Origin of the sequence: Barrientosiimonas endolithica, assembly GCF_030296655.1 — a bacterium.
GTDB lineage: Bacteria > Actinomycetota > Actinomycetes > Actinomycetales > Dermatophilaceae > Barrientosiimonas > Barrientosiimonas humi.
In genome coordinates this window covers 1,933,370-1,952,826 of the sequence record NZ_AP027735.1, presented here as the reverse complement: position 1 = coordinate 1,952,826, position 19,457 = coordinate 1,933,370, and the positions used below count along the sequence as shown (strand labels likewise).

The 19,457-nt window shown below is 75.2% G+C and carries 14 protein-coding genes and 2 pseudogenes; 10 read left to right on the top strand and 6 right to left on the bottom strand.

Going from position 1 to position 19,457, the window contains the following annotated elements:
* Positions 1-141: 141 nt before the first annotated feature.
* The 6 genes from QUE40_RS19170 to QUE40_RS09795 are packed head-to-tail and all read right to left on the bottom strand — an operon-like array spanning position 142 to position 5,626.
* Positions 142-1,023 (bottom strand): glycosyltransferase family 2 protein, encoded by an 882-nt coding sequence (locus QUE40_RS19170; protein ID WP_350226940.1) that lies wholly within the window; start codon positions 1,021-1,023, stop codon positions 142-144.
* Positions 1,020-2,339, bottom strand: coding sequence for a bifunctional PIG-L family deacetylase/class I SAM-dependent methyltransferase (locus QUE40_RS09815; protein ID WP_289230837.1), 1,320 nt, complete (start codon positions 2,337-2,339; stop codon positions 1,020-1,022). The genes QUE40_RS19170 and QUE40_RS09815 overlap by 4 nt, the downstream gene beginning before the upstream one ends.
* Positions 2,336-3,406: an acyl-CoA dehydrogenase family protein gene (locus tag QUE40_RS09810; protein WP_289230836.1), complete on the bottom strand. Its 1,071-nt coding sequence runs from the start codon at positions 3,404-3,406 to the stop codon at positions 2,336-2,338. Before QUE40_RS09810 ends, QUE40_RS09815 begins: the two co-directional genes overlap by 4 nt.
* Entirely contained in the window at positions 3,400-4,629 is a 1,230-nt protein-coding gene (locus QUE40_RS09805; protein WP_289230835.1) for a glycosyltransferase, read from the bottom strand. The genes QUE40_RS09810 and QUE40_RS09805 overlap by 7 nt, the downstream gene beginning before the upstream one ends.
* Positions 4,626-4,973 carry a hypothetical protein gene (locus QUE40_RS09800; RefSeq protein ID WP_289230834.1) on the bottom strand — a complete coding sequence of 116 codons (348 nt, stop codon included), beginning with the start codon at positions 4,971-4,973 and terminating at the stop codon, positions 4,626-4,628. Before QUE40_RS09800 ends, QUE40_RS09805 begins: the two co-directional genes overlap by 4 nt.
* On the bottom strand, positions 4,925-5,626 hold the full coding sequence (locus QUE40_RS09795) for a glycosyltransferase (protein ID WP_289230833.1): 702 nt from the start codon (positions 5,624-5,626) through the stop codon (positions 4,925-4,927). The genes QUE40_RS09800 and QUE40_RS09795 overlap by 49 nt, the downstream gene beginning before the upstream one ends.
* A 172-nt stretch (positions 5,627-5,798) precedes the next feature.
* On the opposite strand from QUE40_RS09795, the gene QUE40_RS09790 reads away from it, so the two are divergent.
* The 10 genes and pseudogenes from QUE40_RS09790 to hisB all read left to right on the top strand — a co-directional run bounded on the left by QUE40_RS09790 (position 5,799) and on the right by hisB (position 19,455).
* Positions 5,799-6,890, top strand: coding sequence for a glycosyltransferase family 4 protein (locus tag QUE40_RS09790; protein WP_289230832.1), 1,092 nt, complete (start codon positions 5,799-5,801; stop codon positions 6,888-6,890).
* Between the two features lie 1,058 nt (positions 6,891-7,948).
* On the top strand, positions 7,949-8,941 hold the full coding sequence (locus QUE40_RS09785) for a glycosyltransferase (protein ID WP_289230831.1): 993 nt from the start codon (positions 7,949-7,951) through the stop codon (positions 8,939-8,941).
* 110 nt (positions 8,942-9,051) lie between these two features.
* Positions 9,052-9,567, top strand: a pseudogene (locus tag QUE40_RS09780) (glycosyltransferase family 2 protein); the annotation flags it as partial.
* 283 nt (positions 9,568-9,850) lie between these two features.
* Positions 9,851-10,723 carry a M48 family metallopeptidase gene (locus tag QUE40_RS09775; protein ID WP_211344554.1) on the top strand — a complete coding sequence of 291 codons (873 nt, stop codon included), beginning with the start codon at positions 9,851-9,853 and terminating at the stop codon, positions 10,721-10,723.
* A gap of 36 nt (positions 10,724-10,759) precedes the next feature.
* Positions 10,760-11,983 (top strand): MFS transporter, encoded by a 1,224-nt coding sequence (locus QUE40_RS09770; protein WP_433996988.1) that lies wholly within the window; start codon positions 10,760-10,762, stop codon positions 11,981-11,983.
* A 1-nt stretch (position 11,984) separates the two neighbouring features.
* Positions 11,985-13,325, top strand: a complete 1,341-nt coding sequence (locus QUE40_RS09765; protein WP_142005475.1) for a glutamine synthetase family protein — start codon at positions 11,985-11,987, stop codon at positions 13,323-13,325.
* On the top strand, positions 13,322-16,330 hold the full coding sequence (locus tag QUE40_RS09760; RefSeq protein WP_289230829.1) for a bifunctional [glutamine synthetase] adenylyltransferase/[glutamine synthetase]-adenylyl-L-tyrosine phosphorylase: 3,009 nt from the start codon (positions 13,322-13,324) through the stop codon (positions 16,328-16,330). Before QUE40_RS09765 ends, QUE40_RS09760 begins: the two co-directional genes overlap by 4 nt.
* Positions 16,331-16,402: 72 nt before the next feature.
* Positions 16,403-17,746 (top strand): histidinol dehydrogenase, encoded by a 1,344-nt coding sequence (hisD, locus tag QUE40_RS09755; protein WP_142005473.1) that lies wholly within the window; start codon positions 16,403-16,405, stop codon positions 17,744-17,746.
* Positions 17,739-18,860 (top strand): histidinol-phosphate transaminase, encoded by a 1,122-nt coding sequence (locus QUE40_RS09750; RefSeq protein ID WP_142005472.1) that lies wholly within the window; start codon positions 17,739-17,741, stop codon positions 18,858-18,860. Before hisD ends, QUE40_RS09750 begins: the two co-directional genes overlap by 8 nt.
* Positions 18,857-19,455 (top strand): annotated as a pseudogene (hisB, locus tag QUE40_RS09745) (imidazoleglycerol-phosphate dehydratase HisB). The gene QUE40_RS09750 and the pseudogene hisB overlap by 4 nt, the downstream one beginning before the upstream one ends.
* The last annotated feature ends 2 nt before the right edge of the window (positions 19,456-19,457 follow it).

The window sequence follows — 19,457 nt, the reverse complement described above, 5'->3', positions numbered from 1 at the left end:
AGTGGACGAAAGAGGGCGTGCGTGAGCGCACGCAGCACGACGCGCACAGGAGGAGCCGACGATGGCGTACTGGTACAACGTCTCGACCGGTCAGGTCGAGCAGGACGGTCAGACCGAGCCCAAGGGCGAGCTGATGGGTCCCTACGAGACCCGCGAGGAGGCCGAGTCGGCCCTGGAGCTCGCGCGCAGGCGCACCGAGGCCTGGGACGAGGAGGACCGCGCCTGGGAGGAGGGCGGCTCCGCCGAGGGCACCACCGACAACGGCTGAGGCCCACCCGCCGGAGCAGGCGCCGGCGGCGCATCGGCCCCCAGCGCCGCCGGTCGGTCCGTCGGCACCGGCTCGGCGAGGCGCAGCCGCAGGTCGGTCGCGAAGCCGCCGGCGGCCCGGCCGACCCGGCGGGCGCTGGTGATCACCGGGTCGCCGCCGCGCGCGTGCCAGACGAAGCCGGCCGCGCGCACCCGCCGCACCAGGTCGACGTCCTCGTGCAGCGGCAGCGGGGCGAAACCGCCGACGTGGGCGTAGGCGCGGGCGCTGATCCCGAGGTTGGCCCCGAACACGTGCTCGTGGCCGTCACCCAGGTCGTGCCGCGCGAGCCACGCGGCCAGCTGCGCCGGCGTGAGCGAGCGCGCGTCGGGCAGCACGCTGCCCATCACGAGCTCGATGCCGAGCGAGTGCGCCTCGACCTGGTCGCACAGCCAGCTGCGCGGCACCCGCGAGTCGGCGTCGGTGCACGCGAGCCACGACACCGCGACGCCCGTGCGCAGCAGGTGGTCGGCGCCGGCCGCCCGCGCGAGCCCGACGTTCCCGGCGCTGATCGTCAGCGCCTCCACGCCGGCCGCCGCGGCCACGGCGCCGGCGCTGCCGTCGGTGCACGAGTCGAGCACGACCACCGCGCGGGCGCGCCAGCGCGTGCGCCGGTGCAGCTCGTCGACGGCGACCTGCAGATGCTCCAGGCACTCGGGCAGCAGCGCCTCCTCGTCGCGCGCCGGCACGACCACACCCATGACGGGTCGCTCGATCATCGTTCCTCCAGGACCGTGAGTCGGTAGTCGCGCTCGGCGCGCTCCAGGGTCGGCTCCAGCCCGAGCGCCGCCACCAGGTGCGCGTGCGCCGCCTGACCGTCGGGCCAGGGCCAGCCGTCGACCTCGTGCCGCCAGCTGCACACCAGCACGAGTCCGCCGGGCGCCAGCGCCGCGCGGGCCCGGTCGGCGAGCCCGTCGAGTTCCTCCGGCGACAGGAAGTAGGCGATCTCCGAGACGACCACCAGGTCGAACCGCCCGTCGGGCCAGTCCTGCGGGAGCCGCGCGGTGCGTACGTCCACGTGGGCCAGCCCCGCCAGGCGCCGCTGCGCGGCAGCCACGGCGGTCTCGCTCAGGTCCAGGGCGGTGACCCGGTGCGCGCGGGCGGCCAGCTCGGCGGTCAGCGCGCCGATCGAGCACCCGGCGTCGAGCACGTGCTCGAAGGTGCGCCCGGCGGGCAGCGCGTCCAGCGTCGCCGCGCGCTTGTCGTGCTCGTAGGCGCTCGCGCCGACCGCCCACGGGTCGGCCGAGCGGCGGTGCAGCCGCTCCAGCACGGGCCGGGTGGCGTCTCCCGCCGGGTCGACGAAAACCTCTGTGCCGCGGTCGAAGTGGCCCAGCATGTCGGCGCTCAGCAGCAGCTCGTCGCCGGGTTCGTCCGACAGCGGCTCGACCTGGCTGCGGTGCCGGGCGAGCGCGGTGCGCTTGGCCGCGTGGTCGGCCTCCGTCAGCGGCAGGGCGACCAGCCGGTCCCACGGCAGGTCCTGCGGCCGGCCCCAGTGCCACGCCCAGACGGGGTACTCCAGCAGCAGCGCCCCGGTCTCGCGCGCGACCCGTTCGGCCGCCTGCGCCGCCGCCTCGTGGTCGGGGTGGCGGTCGCCCTCCCAGGGGGCCGCCAGCACGGCACCCACGCCGACGTCGCCGACGATCTCGCGCAGCAGCGAGGTCGCGCTGTCGACGTGCTCGGCGAGGCGCCCGTCGGGCAGGCCCGGCTGCCGAGGACGTACGTCGGGGGCGAGGGCGTGCACGGCGTGCGCCACCTCGCGCCGGCGGATCTCGGCGAGCTCCTCAGGGGTGCGGGTGGGGGAGTCGGGGTGCGAGGCCTCGCCGTCGGACAGCACCAGCACCTCGACCGGGATGCCGCGGCCGTGGGCGTGCGCGATCAGCCCGCCCGCGCCGAGCGTCTCGTCGTCGGGGTGGGCCGCGACGACCACGAGCAGCCGGGTGCCCGGCTGCAGCTCGAACGCGGGTGGCGGACGGTCCTCGAGCGCCGTCAGCCAGTCGGCCTCCGGCGTGCCGCGCATCGCGTGGTGGAAGCTCATGTCGCACCGTCCTGCTGCTGCAGCGCCTGACCGAGTGCGGCCGCGTCCCGCTCGGCGTGCTCCTGGCGCAGGTAGAGGTGCAGGTCGGCGACCCGGCGGGCGTGCCGCTCCTGGGAGACCAGCGGCCCGGGCCCGGTCGCGCGGGAGGTGCGGGCGAGCACGTCGTCGCCGACCTGGCGGACCAGGCCGCGCACCCGCCGGGCGAGCAGCTCGGTGGACCGGCCGGCGGCGTCCTGGCCGCTCGCGTCGATCTGCGCCGCGGCGTGCTGCAGGGCGGTGCGCGCCGCGAACAGCGCGGTATCGGCCTCTCCGAGGTGCATCAGCGCCACCTGGTCGGGCTCCCGGCCGGGGCGCGGGTGCAGCAGCTCGGCGACCGCGGTGGCCCCGCCGTACCAGCACGCCGCCACCCCGACCGCGCCCCACCAGAAGCCGGGCCGCGTGAGATACCACCCGTCCTCGCCGACGGGGACGGCCGGAACGTCGGTCAGGTCGATGCCGACCGAGGGGATCAGGGCCATGCCACGCGCGATCCACCGGTCGCTCGACTCGACCGCGACGCCCTCGTGGCGCAGCGGCACGGCGAACAACCGGCGGGTGCGCTCGCCGGTCCAGGCGGTGACCAGCGCGTGGGTGAGCCGGCGACCGAGGGAGCTCCACGGCTTGTGCCCGCTGACGGTCCAGCCGTCGCCGCGCCGGGTCGCGGTGACGCGCACGCCCGGGCCCTCGGCCGCGAAGACGCCCCAGGTCGCGCTCGGCCCGACACCGATGGCGTCGAGGTTCGGGGGTTCGGGGGCCTGGTCGAGGATCGACAGCGCGTCCAGGTGCGGCTCGACCGTGCGCGCGACGACCAGGTCGACCGCCGCCACCCGCGAGAGCAGGTCGAACAGCCGCAGGGTGTCGCCCGAGCCCGGTCGTGGGGCCTCCCGGCCGAGCCCCGGCAGCTGGCCGAGGGTCGCGCCCACCGGGTCGTCGAGCTCGGTGACCTCCCCGGCCCAGCGGGTGACCCTGCCGACGAGATCGTCGGACGGGTCGAGCAGGGCCCCGTCGGTGGTGGTGTCGGTCAGCACGGCACGGCTCCTCGTTCGGCCTCCGCCACGGCCCAGCGACGCTCCAGGAACGGCTCGTCGTGCAGCACGCTCATGCCGTCGGGCAGGGGAGTGGGAGGCAGGGTGACTCCTCGGGCAAGATCGCGAGCGTCCCTGGCGGACAACAGGTTCGGCACCTCCAGGTCGGTCAGCTGGTCCACGGTGCGCCCGAGCAGCAGCGGCTGCCGCAGGTCGACCCGTCGGGGCGATCGGGCCAGCGCCGCCGGTGGCGGGGAGCCGGCGTGCACGCGCGGGTCGTGGCGGAGCGGGCCGGGCACCTCGTCGCGGTCGAGGAGCCAGACGCCGACGTCGTCGCCGCGCAGCAGCTCCCCGACGCAGGTCAGCGCGGCGGCGGCTCCGCTGCGCCCGAGCCGCAGCGTCACCAGCACCCGCGGCACCGGGTGGTGCACGCCCGGCGGGCGGGCCGAGCGCAGCGGGATCCGGTCGGCGAGCGCGAGAGACTCCAGGTTCTTGCGGTCGCGGATGTCGAAGCCGCGACCGGCCAGGTCGGGCCCGTCGTGCCAGGCGACCGCGTCGGGGGCGTGCACCAGGTCGGCGCCGGCCACCCACGCGCGGAACGCCAGGTCCCAGTCCTCGCCGCCGTACCCCACCATCGACGCGTCGAACCCGCCGATCCGCTCGAACAGTCCCCGGGTGGTGGCCAGCACCGCGCTGATCACCAGCCGGAAGTCCTCGGGACCGGCCGCGGTCAGGTTGCGGGTGCGGGCGTAGCCCCCGGTGAGCCAGGCGGGGCTGCCGAGGTCACGGTCGGCCGGGACCTGCTCGCGCACCAGGTGGTGCAGGATCTGCGCGTCGCCCAGCCCCTCGAGGCGCACGTGCCGACGCCGCCCCACGGCCAGCACGCCGTGCCCGCGCTCGTGCCGGGCGATCGCCTCGACCATCGCCCGCACGAATCCGGGCGCGGGCAGCGTGTCGCCGTCGAGGAAGATCAGCGGGTCGCCGCAGGCGTTCGCCGCCCCGAGGTTGCGGGCGGCGGCGGCGCGGAACCCCTGGCGGTCCTGGCGCACCAGGCGCACCGGCAGGCGCACGTCGGGCAGCGCGGGCGGCTCGGGCGAGCCGTCGTCGGCGACCACGACGTCGATCGGAGGTGCGCCGCGCTGCTGCTGCAGGGCCTGCAGCACCCACCGCAGGCGCTGGGGGTCGTCGTAGTGCGGGACGACGACGCTCACGCGGGGGCCGGTCATGCCAGCGCCCGTTCGCCGACGGCCAGCGCCTCCAGGCGCGCCGCCTCGGCGGTGTCGACGACGGCCGTACGCCCCTCGCCCGGGTCGATCCAGGTGCTCACCTCGCCGCTCAGCGCGGCGGCCATCCCCGCGGCGAGGTCGTCGACGACGGTCACCGCCCAGGGGTACCGCGCGGCGAGCTCGCGGGCGTAGCCGCCGTCGAGCGCCACCGGCCGCCGGCCGTGCCCGATCCAGGTGGCGGCGCTGCCCGACGCCGACGCGTGCCGGTGGGCCAGGACGGGCACCACGGGGCGGGTCAGCTCGCCCGCGAGGTCGGCGTCGTCGACATAACCGGTGACCCGCAACCGGCGCCCCTGCTCGGCGGCCCCGGCGGCCAGCTCGTCCAGCAGCCCGTCGTGGCCGGGGAGGGCGCGCCCAGCACGTCGAGTCCGACCTCGGCCGGCAGGTCACGCATCGCCGCGAGCACGTCGAGGTGGCCCTTGCCGGGATAGACGAACCCGAGAACCGCCACGGCAGAAGGAGTTTCGGCGCTCGCTCCGACGGGCCGGTGCACGCTGCGCTCGACCGGCAGCGGCACGACCTCGATCGGGGTGTCGCTGGCCCCGCAGCGCTCCAGCGCCTCGCTCTCGTGCTCGCTGGCGACGACGCAGACGGCGGCGGCCCGCCGCATCCGCCCGTATGCCCGCGCCCGGCGGGCGTACCGCTCGGCGCCCTCCGCGGGCTGGGGGACGTCGTGCAGGGTCAGCGTGGTGCGGCACCGGTCGGCGAGGGCCTCGACGAGGTCGGCCGCGGCGGCGGGCGAGCCCGCGAGCAGGTGGTCGGTCAGGTGCAGGTGCACCGCGCCGGCCCCGTCGGCGGCAGCGAGCAGCGCGTCCACCCTCGGGTGGGCGGGCAGGCGGCGCACGACCGCGTCGCCCGCGCCGGCCAGGGCCAGCGCGTGGCGCGTGACGCCGTGCTCCTGCGGGCCCACGACGACATACGTCGGTGTCTGCGCCATGCCTCCGACGCTAGGAGAGACGGGGCGACGTCACTACCCCCGCACGGGTGCTTTCGGGCCCCCAGAAACCTCCGGGGGGTGTGGGGAGGGGGCCCCCGCGACCGTACGTTGACCGAGGTGGGCCGGTGCGTGGGTGTGCGCCGGCGGAGGAGACGAAGGAGTCGAAGATCAGATGGCGATCACGCGTCGTCCGTTGCGGGTAGCCCTGGTAGCTCCGTCGAGGCACCCGCTGCGACGGCCGTTCCTCGGCGGCATGGAGGCGATGGTCTGGAACCTCGCCCGGGGACTGCGGGCCGAAGGGGTGCAGACCCTCGTGGTCGCGCCCGAGGGCTCGGACTTCCTCACGCCGGGCCTGGAGCTGGACGGGGGCGGGTGGAGCCCGTCCGACCTGGCGCTGGCCGACCGCTACGCCCCGCCCGCCGGGTTCCTGCGCGAGCACCACGCCTACCTGCGGGCGATGACCGCGCTGGCCCGCGCCGACGTCGACGTGGTGCACAACCACTCCCTGCACCACCTCCCGATCAGCCTCGCCGAGACGCTGCCCTGCCCGCTGGTCACGACGCTGCACACCCCGCCCATCGCGTGGATGGAGTCGGCGTTCGAGGTCGCCGGCGCGCGCGCCGGCGAGGTCACCGCGGTCAGCCGGGCGACCGCCGACAGCTGGTGCCTGGACCGCGCGCCGAGCGTGGTGCCCAACGGCGTCGACCTGCGGCTGTGGCGCCCCGGCCCGGGCGGTGACGACGTCGTCTGGTCCGGTCGCATCACGCCCGAGAAGGCGCCGCACGACGCGATCCACGCGGCCGCCCGCGCGGGCCTGGCCATCCGGCTCGCCGGCCCGGTCGACGACCCGGTCTACTTCGCCGAGCGGATCCGTCCGCTGCTCGGCCCGCGCACGACGTACGTCGGGCACCTGGCTGCGCCGGCGCTCGCCGAGCTCGTCGGCCGGTCCGCGGTGGCCCTCGTGACGCCGCACTGGCCGGAGCCGTTCGGGCTGGTCGTCGCCGAGGCGCTGGCGTGCGGCACCCCGGTCGTGGCGTACGCCTGCGGCGGCATCGCCGAGACCCTCACCGACCCCGCGGTCGGGCGCCTCGTGCGGCCCGGCGACGTCGACGCGCTCTCCGGCGCGCTGCGCGAGGCCACCCGACTGTCCCGGGCGCGGGTGCGGGCGTTCGCCGAGGAGCACCTGTCGCTGGACCTGATGGTCGCGCGCTACCTCGAGCTCTACGCCCACCTCGTGCGTCAGCGCACCCCGAGCGTCGCGTGAGCCTGCGGGTCTGCCACGTCCCCGGTGACCACCCGTACGTCCGGCACGTGATGACCGGCATCGGCGAGTGGGGGTGCAGCACGTCGCGGATCGCGAGCCGAGGCCGGCGCAGGGATGGTCGCCCTCGCCGGCACTGTCGCCGGAGTGGGTCAGGGCGCACGCCGACGACGTCGACGTGATCCATCTGCACTTCGGTTACGAGCATCTGTCGGACGCCGAGATGCGTTGCTGGATCAGGGCGTTGGCCGACTCGGGCATCGCGTTGGTCGTGACCGTCCACGACATCGACAACCCGCACCTGCGCACCCAGGGCCGGCACCACGCGCTGCTCGCCGACGTGACCGACGCGGCGGGGGAGGTGCTGACCCTGACCCCCGGGGCCGCCACCGAGATCCGGCGCCGGTGGGGCCGGCACGCCACGGTCGTGCCGCACCCGCACCAGCTCCCGCTGCACCTCGTCGGCCCGTCCCGCGACCCCGTCCGCGACGACGACGCCGACCCGCGGATCCTGCTGCCCGTGCGGGCCGCTCGCGCCAACCTGCACGTGCTGCAGGCGCTGGAGCTGCTCGAGCGCTGGCCGGCCGACCGGCCGCTCGTGCGCACCGTCGTGCTCGACCTCGCGGTCGTGCAGGCGCCCCGCGACGAGCGTGACCGGCAGATCGCCCGGGAGGTCTGCCGGCTGTCGCAGCAGCCGGGCTGGCGGGTGGAGGCGCTGCAGCGGCGGGTGCCCGAGGAGCAGGTGCGCGCCTGGCTCGACGACGCCGACGCCCTGGCCCTGCCCTACGCGTGGGGCAGCCACTCCGGCTGGGTCGAGGCGGCGTACGACACCGGCACCGCGGTCCTGGCCTCCGACCGGGGCTACTGGCACCAGCAGCACCGGCTGCTGCACTGGCCGGAGGGCACCGACGACCGGGCCGTCGACGAGCTGGTCACGGCGGTCGGGCTCGCGCGCTCGCAGGAGCGGCGGCAGGCCACGGAGGGTGAGCGCCGCAGCCAGCAGCGCGACATCGCCGCGTCGCACGCGCGGTGCTACCGCAGGGTGGTCCAGGGGTGGCGTGGTGATCGGCTACTACGTGCACCACCAGGGCTCGGGGCACCTGCACCGGATGCTGAGCATCGCCGCCGCGCTCGACCTGCCGGTCACCGGCATCAGCAGCCTGGCCCGCCCGCTGGAGCACTCCGGGCCCTGGCTCCAGCTGCCGCGCGACGACCAGCCGCGCCCCGACGGCGACGTGACGGCGCACGGCGCGCTTCACTGGGCGCCGTTGGGACACAACGGTTTTCGCGACCGGATGCAGCGCATCGCCACCTGGGTCACCGACGTACGCCCGCGCGCCCTGGTCGTCGACGTCTCCGCAGAGGTCGCAGCGCTCGGCCGCCTGCTGGGTGTGCCGGTGGTGGTCGTGGCCATGCGGGGCGACCGGTCCGACCGGCCGCACCGGCTGGCCTACGACGTGGCCGAGGCGCTCGTCGCCCCGTGGCCCGCGGCCGCGCCCGAGCCGTGGCCGCGCGAGGTGCTCTCCCGCACCGCGCACGTCGGGGCGCTGTCCCGCTTCGACGGTCGGCCCGTCGCGCCGGCCGACCCGGGCAGCCGGACGGTGCTGTGCCTGTGGGGCGGCGGCGGGCCGGTGCCGTCGGCACAGCTGAGCGCGGCGCGCGAGGCGACGCCGGGCTGGCGGTGGGTGTTCGCCGACGGGTCGCGCGACGAGCGGTCGGGCGACGAGGTGTGGCGGCTGCTGCAGGAGGCCGCGGTGGTGGTCTGCCACGCGGGCCAGAACGCCGTGGCCGAGGTGGCCGCCGCCCAGCGCCCCGCGGTGGTGATCGCCCAGCCCCGCCCGTTCGACGAGCAGCAGGCGACGGTGGCGGCGCTGCGCACGCTCGACCTCGCCGTCGCCCTCGACGACTGGCCGCAGCCGCACGACTGGCCCGGCCTGCTGGCGCGCGCGACGGCTCTCCCGGCCGAGAAGTGGCTGCTGTGGAACGACGGCCGCGGCGCGGCCCGGGCCGCCGAGGTGCTCGAGCGGGTCGCGCACGGAGAGGCGGCGCCGTGACGCGCATCGGGCTCGTGACGACGGTGCACGGCCGGCACCGCCACCTGCGCGCGCAGCTGGCGCACCTGCGGCGGCAGGCGCAGCCGCCCGACGCGCACGTCGTCGTCGCCATGGGCGATCCCGAGGTCGAGCAGGTGGTCGCCGAGGGCGCCCCTTCGGCGACCACCTTGCACCTGCCGCTCGCCGACCGCGAGCTCCCGCTGGCGGCGGCCCGAAACCTCGGCGCCGCAACGGTTCTCGAGCGCGGGGCCGACGTGGTGGTGCTGCTCGACGTCGACTGCCTCCCCGCGCCGCAGCTGCTCGCGCGCTATGCCGAGGTCGCCCGGCCCACCCGGCGCGCGCACCTGTGGTCGGGCGTCGTGCACTACCTGGACCCGCTCGCCGAGGGGCAGACGGCGTACGACGACTCCGACCTGGCCCGCTCCCGGCCGCACCCGGCCCGGCCGGCCCCGGCACCCGGCCAGGTCGTGCACGGCGCCGACCTGCGGCTGTTCTGGTCGCTGTCGTTCGCGATCGACCGCGGGTCCTGGCAGCAGGTCGGCGGCTTCGACGAGGCCTACACCGGCTACGGCGGCGAGGACACCGACCTGGCCTGGCGGGTGCGAGCGCTCGGTGGCGGCATGACCTGGGTCGGGGGCGCGGTCGCCTACCACCAGCACCACCCGACGAGGCGCCCGCCGGTGCAGCACGCCGCGTCGATCGTGCGCAACGCCAACCTCTTCCACGAGCGCTGGGGCGAGTTCCCGATGCTCGGCTGGCTGCTGGAGATGCAGCGCCTCGGAGCCGTCCGGCTCGATGCCGGGCGCAATCGGTGGGTGCTGGCCGAGACCCTCGCTAGCGTTGGCCCACGGCCGGCCGGCCGACAGGTGCGGCCGCAGACCGGGCCGGCCGTCGACGAGAGGGGGCGCCATGACCGTGCGCATCGAGGACGACCGGACGCGGGCGGTCGAGACCGGCCCGACCGTGCCGCAGCTGCGGCACCGGGCCGAGGTGCCGATGCTCGCCCTCGGCGTGGGGCTCACCGCCGTCGTGGCGATCGGCGCGGTCGGGGCGCTGCTCTCGGGCGTGCAGCTCGCGCAGTGGTCGATCGTCGTGCTGGGCGGGCTCGCGCTGCCCGTGCTCAGCCTCGTCTACATCCGGTGGATGTACTGGACGCAGATCGCCAACGGGGTCGAGGTCACCGACGAGCAGTTCCCCGACCTGTGGGCCATCTACGCCGACCTGGCCCGGCAGATGGGCTTCGGCGCGGGCCCGGGCCGGATGGCGCAGGTCCCGCGGCTGTACATGGTCAACGGCAACGGCACGATGAACGCCTTCGCCGCCAAGTGCCAGCTGCAGCGCGGCTACGTCGTGGTCTACAGCGACCTCGCCGACCTGGCCTACGTGCACGGCAACGCCGGCGCGCTGCGCTTCGTGCTCGCCCACGAGCTCGGGCACATCAAGTGCGGCCACGTGAACCTGTGGCGCCAGGGCATCACGCCGGTCCTCACCCTGCTGCGGCTCGCCCCGAGCCTGAGCCGCGCGCAGGAGTACACCGCCGACCGGGTCGGGGCCTACTACGCCCCGCAGCACGCGATGGACATGGTCGCCCTGTTCGCCGGCAAGAACGTCGCCCGGCAGGTCGACGTCCCCGCCTACCTGCGCTCCGTCGACCGGCACAAGGACGGCTTCTGGCTGAGCTTCGCCAACCTGATGTCCGGGCACGCGGTCGGCTTCCGCCGGATGAAGGCGCTCAGCCGGGTGCCCACCGAGGGCTGGGACGTGCACGGCCGGATGCTGTGACGCCCCGCTGATCGGCACCCGTCGCCGCTGGCTAGGTTGGCGACGGTGACCACCGACCGCCCTGTCGACCTGCGCCGGCTGGCGATCCCGGCGTACGGCCCGAGCCTGCTGTTCGGCCTCGGCGAGGGCGCGATCCTCCCGGTGGTCGCCCTGTCCGCGCGCGACCTCGGTGCCAGCGTGCCGATGGCGGCGGCCGTGGTCATGCTCATCAACGTCGGGTCGCTGCTGTTCAACGTGCCGGCGTCGGTCATCACCCACCGGTTCGGCGAGCGGTGGGCCATCGTCGGCGCGGCGGCGCTCGGCGTGGTCGCCTCGGTGCTGTGCGCGCTCGCGCCGAGCCTGGCCGTCTTCGCCTCCGGCGTGCTGCTGTTCGGGGTCAGCGCCTCGGTCTTCATGCTCGCCCGGCAGAGCTACCTCACCGAGGCGATCCCCGCGCACTACCGCGCGCGGGCGCTGTCCACCCTCGGCGGGGTCATGCGCGTGGGCGTGTTCGTCGGGCCGTTCCTCGGCGCGGCGGCGATCCAGCTCACCGACCTGCGGGGTGCGTACGCCGTCTGCGGCCTCGCGCTCGTCGTCGCCGGGCTCGTGGGTGCGCTGCTGCCCGAGCTGCCCTCGCGCAGCACGGGATCCGCGGCGACCCCCGTCACGGTGCGCGGCGTGCTGAGCGAGCACCGGCGGACCTTCCTCACGGTCGGCGTCGGCATCATGCTCGTCGCCGCGGTGCGCGCCTCGCGCCAGGTCGTCATCCCGCTGTGGGCCGAGAACCTGGGCCTGTCCCCGCAGACCGCGTCGATCGTCTACGGCGTCGCGGGCGGCATCGACATGCTCGTGTTCTACCCCGCCGGCAAGGTCATGGACGTGCGCGGCCGGCGCTGGGTCACCGTGCCCTCGATGCTCGTCATGGGCCTGGCGCTGCTCGCGATGCCGCTCACCAGCGGCCTCGTCGCGTTCACCGTCGTCTCCTGCGTGCTCGGCTTCGGCAACGGCATCGGCTCGGGGATGGTCATGACCCTCGGCGCCGACTTCTCGCCCCCGGTGGGCCGGGCGCAGTTCCTCGGCATCTGGCGCGAGCTGTCCGACATCGGCGCCACCGGCGGCCCGGCGCTGCTGTCGGGCTTCACCGCGCTGCTCTCGCTCGGGGCCGCGATCGCGGCGTCGGGGGTGATCGGGCTGCTGGCCGCGGTGGTGCTGTGGCGGTCCGTGCCGTCCGTCACCGGACGCCCGCCTGCGCCGCGGCCGACGCGTGCGGCAGGATCGTGACATGGACCGCCAGCAAGAGTTCGTCCTGCGCACCATCGAGGAGCGCGACATCCGGTTCGTGCGCGTGTGGTTCACCGACGTGCTCGGCACCCTGAAGTCGGTGGCCATCGCGCCCGCCGAGCTCGAGGGGGCCTTCGCCGAGGGCATCGGGTTCGACGGCAGCGTGATCGAGGGCCTGGCCCGCGTGTTCGAGGCGGACATGCTGCTGCGCCCCGACGCGGCGACCTTCCAGGTGCTGCCGTGGCGCGGCGAGGGCGGGCCGACGACCGCGCGCATGTTCGCCGACATCCGGCTGCCCGACGGCACCCCGAGCCAGGCCGACCCGCGCACCGTGCTGCGCCGGGCGATGAGCAAGGCGGGGGAGCAGGGGTTCACCTTCTACACCCACCCCGAGATCGAGTTCTACCTGTTCAAGCCCGACCTCGAGCCCGGACGCCCGCCGCAGCCCGTCGACGAGGCCGGCTTCTTCGACCACGTGCCCTACGGCACCGCCCACGACTTCCGCCGCGCCGCGATCACCCGGCTCGAGCAGATGGGCATCTCGGTCGAGTTCAGCCACCACGAGGGCGGCCCCGGACAGAACGAGATCGACCTGCGCTACGCCGACGCCCTGTCCACCGCCGACAACGTCATGACCTTCCGCGCGATCGTCAAGGAGACCGCGCTGGAGCGCGGCGTCTTCGCCTCGTTCATGCCCAAACCCCTGGTGGGACAACCGGGTTCGGCGATGCACACGCACCTGTCGCTGTTCGACGGCGACTCCAACGCGTTCTACGAGGCCGGCGCGCCCTACCAGCTGTCCAAGACCGGCCGGCAGTTCATCGCCGGCCTGCTGGTCCACGCCAACGAGATCAGCGCCGTGACCAACCAGTGGGTCAACTCCTACAAGCGCATCTGGAGCGGCGGCGAGGCGCCGGCGCACGTGTGCTGGGGCCACAACAACCGCAGCGCCATGGTGCGCGTGCCGATGCACAAGCCCGGCAAGGAGCAGAGCGTGCGCGTCGAGGTGCGCTCCATCGACTCCGCGTGCAACCCCTACCTCGCCTACGCCGTGCTGCTCGCGGCCGGGCTCAAGGGCATCGAGGAGAGCTACGAGCTGCCGCCCGAGGCCGAGGACGACGTCTGGCAGCTCACCGACCGCGAGCGGCGCGCCATGGGCATCGACCCGCTGCCGTCCTCGCTCGACGAGGCGATCCGCATCATGGAGGACTCCGACCTGGTCGCCGAGACGCTCGGCGAGCACGTCTTCGACTTCTTCCTGCGCAACAAGCGGGCCGAGTGGAGCGCCTACCGCGAGCAGGTCACCCAGTTCGAGCTCGACCAGTACCTCAAGCGGCTGTGAGCGATCGCGCCAAGCGGCACGACGGGCAGGCCAGCACGCTCGCCCGGGCCGGGCTGACCGACACCTCCCGGGCCGTCGGCCTGCTGGACGAGCTCGGCGTGCGCGACGTCACCGACGCCAGCGCGCGCGAGCTGGTCGAGGCGCTCGGCCGGGTCGCCGACCCCGACCAGGCGCTGCTGGGCCTGGTCCGGCTCGCCGAGGTGCTGCCGCGGTCCGAGGTCGAGGAGCTGCGCCGGCTGCTGCTGCACGACGGGGCGGGCCGCGAACGGCTGGTCCAGGTGCTCGGCGGGTCGACCGCGCTCACCGACCACCTGGTGCGCCACCCCGAGCACTGGCACGACCTGCTCGACGCGCGCATCGACGACGCCGAGACCCTCACCGCCGCCCTGCAGGCCGACATCGACGCCCGGCCCGACGACCGCACGCGCTACGACGCGCTGCGCATCGCCTACCGCCGCCAGCTGGTGCGCATCGCCGCGGTCGACCTCACCGGCGACCCCGAGGCGCAGTTCCCCCAGGTCGCGGCCGCGCTCGCCGACCTGGCCGCCGCCGCGCTCGAGGCGGCGCTGCACATCGCGCGCGAGGAGGTCGAGGGCGCCGACCGCTGCCGGCTCGCGATCATCGGGATGGGCAAGTGCGGCGGCCGGGAGCTCAACTACATCTCCGACGTCGACGTCATCTTCGTGGCCGAGCCCGCCGAGGGCGCTGACGAGGACGACGCCCTCGCCGTCGCCACCGCGCTCGCGACCGCCACGATGCGCGCCTGCTCCGCGGCCACGGAGGGGAGCCTGTGGACCGTCGACGCCAACCTGCGGCCCGAGGGCGCCCAGGGGCCGCTGGTGCGCACCGTCGCGAGCCACCGCGCCTACTACGACCGCTGGGCCAAGACGTGGGAGTTCCAGGCGCTGCTCAAGGCCCGCCCGGTGGCCGGCGACGCCGAGCTGGGGCAGGCGTACCTCGAGGCCGTGGGTCCGCTGGTCTGGCAGGCGTCCCGGCGCGACAACTTCGTCGAGGACGTGCAGGCGATGCGGCGGCGCGTCGAGCAGCACGTGCCGCCCGCCGAGGCCGCGCGCCAGCTCAAGCTCGGCCCGGGCGGGCTGCGCGACATCGAGTTCAGCGTGCAGCTGCTGCAGCTGGTGCACGGCCGCACCGACGAGCACATCCGCATGCGGGGCACCCTCGCCGCGCTGGAGGCCCTCTCCGAGCGGGGGTACGTCGGTCGCACCGACGCGCACGACCTCGACGACGCCTACCGCCGGCTGCGGGTGCTGGAGCACCGGATCCAGCTCTATCGCATGCGCCGCACCCACCTGATGCCCACGGCCGAGGCCGACCTGCGGCGGCTGGGCCGGTCGGTCGGGCTGCGCAGCGACTCCGCCGAGGCGGTGACCCGGCTGTGGCGCGAGCAGGCCCGTGAGGTGCGCCGCATGCACGAGCGGCTGTTCTACCGCCCGCTGCTGTCCGCCGTGGCGCGGCTCGACGACGACGACGCGCGCCTGAGCCTTGACGACGCACGAGATCGCTTGGCAGCGTTGGGTTTTCGCGACCCGGGCGGTGCCATCCGGCACGTCGAGGCGCTCACCAGCGGCGTGAGCCGGCGCGCGGTCATGCAGCGCACGCTGCTGCCGGTGATGCTGCAGTGGTTCGCCGAGGAGGCCGACCCCGACGCGGGTCTGCTGGCCTTCCGCAAGATCAGCGAGGAGCTCGGCTCGAGCCCGTGGTTCCTCAAGCAGCTGCGCGAGGGCAGCGGTGCCGAGCAGCTCGCCCGGGTGCTGGCGCGCAGCCGTTACGCCGCGGCGATGCTCGAGCGCTCGCCGTCGGCCGTCAGCCTGCTCAGCAGCTCCGAGCCGCTGCGCCCGCGCGACCGGTCCGCGATCACCGAGCAGATGCAGCGCGCTGCCGCCCGCCACGACGACGTCGAGGCCGCGGCGCACGCCGTCCGGGCGGTGCGCCGCACCGAGCTGCTGCGGGTGTCGGTCGCCGACCTGCTCGGCGAGATCGACCTCGACACCGTCGAGGAGGGGCTCACCGAGATCACCGCGGCCACCCTGCAGGTGCTGCTCGACCTGGCGGAGCGTCAGGTCGCCGCCGAGCGCGACGGCGCGGCCCCGTGCGCGATCGCGGTCATCGGCATGGGCCGGTTCGGCGGTCGCGAGCTGGGCTACAGCAGCGACGCCGACGTGATGTTCGTGCACGAGCCGCACGACGGCGCCGACGACCAGGACGCGCAGGAGCACGCCCTCGCCGTCGTCACCGAGCTGAGCCGGCTGGGCAAGCTGAACGGCCCCGACCCGGCGTTCGAGATCGACGCGTCGCTGCGGCCCGAGGGCAAGTCCGGCCCGCTGGTGCGCAGCCTGGAGTCCTACCGCTCGTACTACTCCCGCTGGAGCGAGGGGTGGGAGGCCCAGGCGCTGCTGCGCGCGACCCCGGTGGCCGGCGACCGCGACCTGGGTGCGCGGATGGTCGAGCTCATCGACCCGCTGCGCTGGCCCGAGGGCGGCATCTCCTCCTCGGCCGTGCGCCAGATCCGCACGCTCAAGGCGCGCATGGAGGCCGAGCGCATCCCGCGCGGCGGCGACCGCAAGACCCACTTCAAGCTGGGGCACGGCGGGCTCTCCGACGTCGAGTGGACCGTGCAGCTGCTGCAGCTGCAGCACGCGAGCGAGGTGGCCGGTCTTCGTCACCCCGGCACCATGACCCCGCTGGCCGCCGCGGCCGAAGCGGGGCTGCTCGACGCCGAGCAGGCCGAGGCGCTGCGCGAGGCGTGGACGTTCGCGACCCGGCTGCGCAACGCCTCGGTGCTCTGGCGCGGCCGCGCGGTCGACGCGCTGCCGTCCGACCTGCGCGACGGCGACGGCATCGGCCGCATCCTCGGCTACCCGCCCGCCTCCGGCCCGCAGCTGCACGACGAGTACCGCCGCCGCGCGCGCCACGCCCGCTCGGTCGTCGACGACGTGTTCTACGGCACCCCGCCCGGTCCCGGGGCGCGCACCGCCCGCCACTGACCCCACCCCGTCCGCCGTCCCAGGCACCAGACGTGGCCCGGGCCACTTCCCACCCCTCCCTAGACTGGAGGGGTGATCAGCCGTACCGACCTGCGCGGCCCCGCGCTGGCGTCGCTCGACGCCCGCGGCCTGCGCGACGCGTTGCCCCGTGCCGCTTTCGACGTCGAGGCCGCCCTCGACGCCGTGCGACCGATCTGCGACGAGGTGCATCACCGCGGCGCCGACGCGCTGCGCGAGCTGTCCGAGCGGTTCGACGGCGTGCGCCCCACCCGGCTCCGGGTGCCGGCCGAGCTCCTGGCGAGCGCGCTCGAGCAGCTCGACCCCGACGTACGCACCGCGCTGGAGACCTCCATCGAGCGCGCCCGGGCGGTCCACGCCGACCAGCGCCGCACCGACGTCACCACGACGCTCGCCGACGGCGGCACGGTGACCGAGCGCTGGGTGCCGGTCGACCGGGTCGGGCTCTACGTCCCCGGCGGCAAGGCGCCGCTGCTGTCCAGCGTCGTCATGAACGTCGTGCCGGCCCAGGAGGCGCAGGTCCCCTCGATCGCCGTGGCCAGCCCGCCGCAGCGCACCAACACCGGGGCCTTCGCGGGCTACCCCGACCCGGGCGTGCTCGCGGCCTGCGCGCTGCTCGGCGTCGAGGAGGTCTACGCCGTCGGCGGCGCCCAGGCGATCGCGATGTTCGCCTACGGCGCCCGCGAGGCCGACGGCACCACCGTGTGCGAGCCGGTCAGCCTCGTCACCGGCCCCGGCAACATCTACGTCGTCGCGGCCAAGCGGCTGCTCAAGGGCCTGATCGGCATCGACTCCGAGGCCGGCCCGACCGAGATCGCGATCCTCGCCGACGACAGCGCCGACCCCGGCCACGTCGCCGCCGACCTGATCAGCCAGGCCGAGCACGACGAGCTCGCCGCCGCGGTGCTGGTCACCGACAGCGACGCGCTCGCCGGCGCCGTCGAGGAGGCGCTGACCGCCCAGGTCGCCGCCACCAAGCACAGCGAGCGCATCCGCGTCTCCCTCGCGGGCGAGCAGTCGGCGATCGTGCTGGTCGACGACGTCGAGGCGGGGCTGCGGGTGGTCGACGCCTACGCCGCCGAGCACCTCGAGATCCAGACCCGCGACGCCTCCGCGGTCGCCGCGCGGGTGCGCAACGCCGGCGCGATCTTCGTCGGGCCGTACGCCCCGGTGAGCCTCGGCGACTACTGCGCCGGGTCCAACCACGTGCTGCCCACCGGTGGCTGCGCGTGCCACAGCTCGGGCCTGTCGGTGCAGTCGTTCCTGCGCGGCATCCACGTCGTCGACTACTCCCGCGACGCGCTGCGCGAGGTCTCCCGCGCGGTGGTGACGCTCGCCGAGGCCGAGGACCTGCCGGCCCACGGGCAGGCGGTCACCGTGCGTTTCGCCGATGAGTGACCTGCGCGCGCTGCTGCGCGAAGACCTGCGGGGCCAGGAGCCCTACGGCGCCCCGCAGCTCGACGTGCCCGTCGCGCTCAACACCAACGAGAGCTCCTACCCCGTGCCGGCCGAGGTGGTCGAGGCCATCGTCGCGGCGGTGGGCGAGGTCGCCCCGACCCTGAACCGCTACCCCGACCGTGAGTTCACCGCGCTGCGCGCGGCGCTCGCGGGCTACCTGACCGCCACGACCGGTCAGCCGCTCGCCACCGAGCAGCTGTGGGCGGCCAACGGCAGCAACGAGGTGCTCTCGCACCTGGTCCAGGCGTTCGGCGGGCCCGGCCGGGTCGCGCTCGGCTTCACCCCGTCCTACTCCATGCACCCGATCATCGCCCGCTCGGTCGGCACGACCTGGGTCGACGGCCTGCGCGGTACGCCCTCGGGCGCCTACGACCTCGACGTCACCACCGCGGTCGAGCAGGTCCGCGCGGCCGACCCGGCGCTGGTCTTCCTGACCTCGCCCAACAACCCGACCGGCACCGCGCTCGGGCTCGACGTGGTCGAGGCCGTGCACGACGCGGCGCAGGGCGCCGTGGTGATCGTCGACGAGGCCTATGCCGAGTTCGCCCGGCCCGGCACGCCGAGCGCGCTCACCCTGCTGCCCGGGCGCGAGCGGCTGGTCGTCACCCGCACGATGAGCAAGGCGTTCGCGTTCGCCGGGGTGCGGCTGGGATACCTCGCCGCCGACCCCGCGCTCACCGAGCTGCTGCGCCTGGTGCGGCTGCCGTACCACCTCAGCAGCGTCACCCAGGCCACCGCGCGCGCGGCGCTGGAGCACACCGGCGCGCTGCTCGGCATGGTCGAGGCGATCAAGGCCGAGCGCGACCGTCTCGTCACCGGCACCCGCGACCTCGGGCTCGACCCGGTGCCGAGCGACGCCAACTTCGTGCTGGTCGGCGGGTTCGCCGACGCGGCGCGAACCTGGCAGGCTCTGCTGGACCGGGGCGTGCTCGTGCGCGACGTCGGCATCCCGCACCACCTGCGGATCACGGCGGGCACCCCCGCCGAGACCGACGCCGTGCTCACCGCGCTGGGCGACCTGGTCGCCGACCACCGACAGCAGGAGACCGCATGAACCGGACGGCCTCGCTCACCCGACGCACGTCGGAGAGCACCGTGGAGCTGTCGCTCGACCTCGACGGGTCGGGGAGTACTCCGTCTCCACGGGCGTGCGCTTCTACGACCACATGCTCGAGAGCTTCAGCAAGCACAGCCTGATCGACCTGCAGGTCAAGGCCGTCGGCGACGTCGACGTCGACGGGCACCACACGGTCGAGGACACCGCGATCGTGCTCGGGCAGGCGCTGCGCGAGGCGCTCGGCGACAAGGCCGGCATCTCTCGCTTCGGCGACGCGATGGTGCCGCTCGACGAGGCGCTCGCCCAGGCGGTCGTCGACGTCGCCGGGCGGCCGTTCGTCGCGCACAGCGGCGAGCCCGACGCGCAGGCGTACGCCGTCATCGGCGGCACCTACTTCGGCTCGATGACCCAGCACGTCTTCCAGTCCCTCGCGCACAACGCGGGGCTGGCGCTGCACGTGCGCCTGCTGGCGGGCCGCGACCCGCACCACATCGTCGAGTGCCAGTTCAAGGCGCTCGCCCGCGCGCTGCGCGCGGCGGTCGCGATCGACCCCCGGGTGCAGGGCGTGCCCAGCGCCAAGGGGTCCCTCTGACG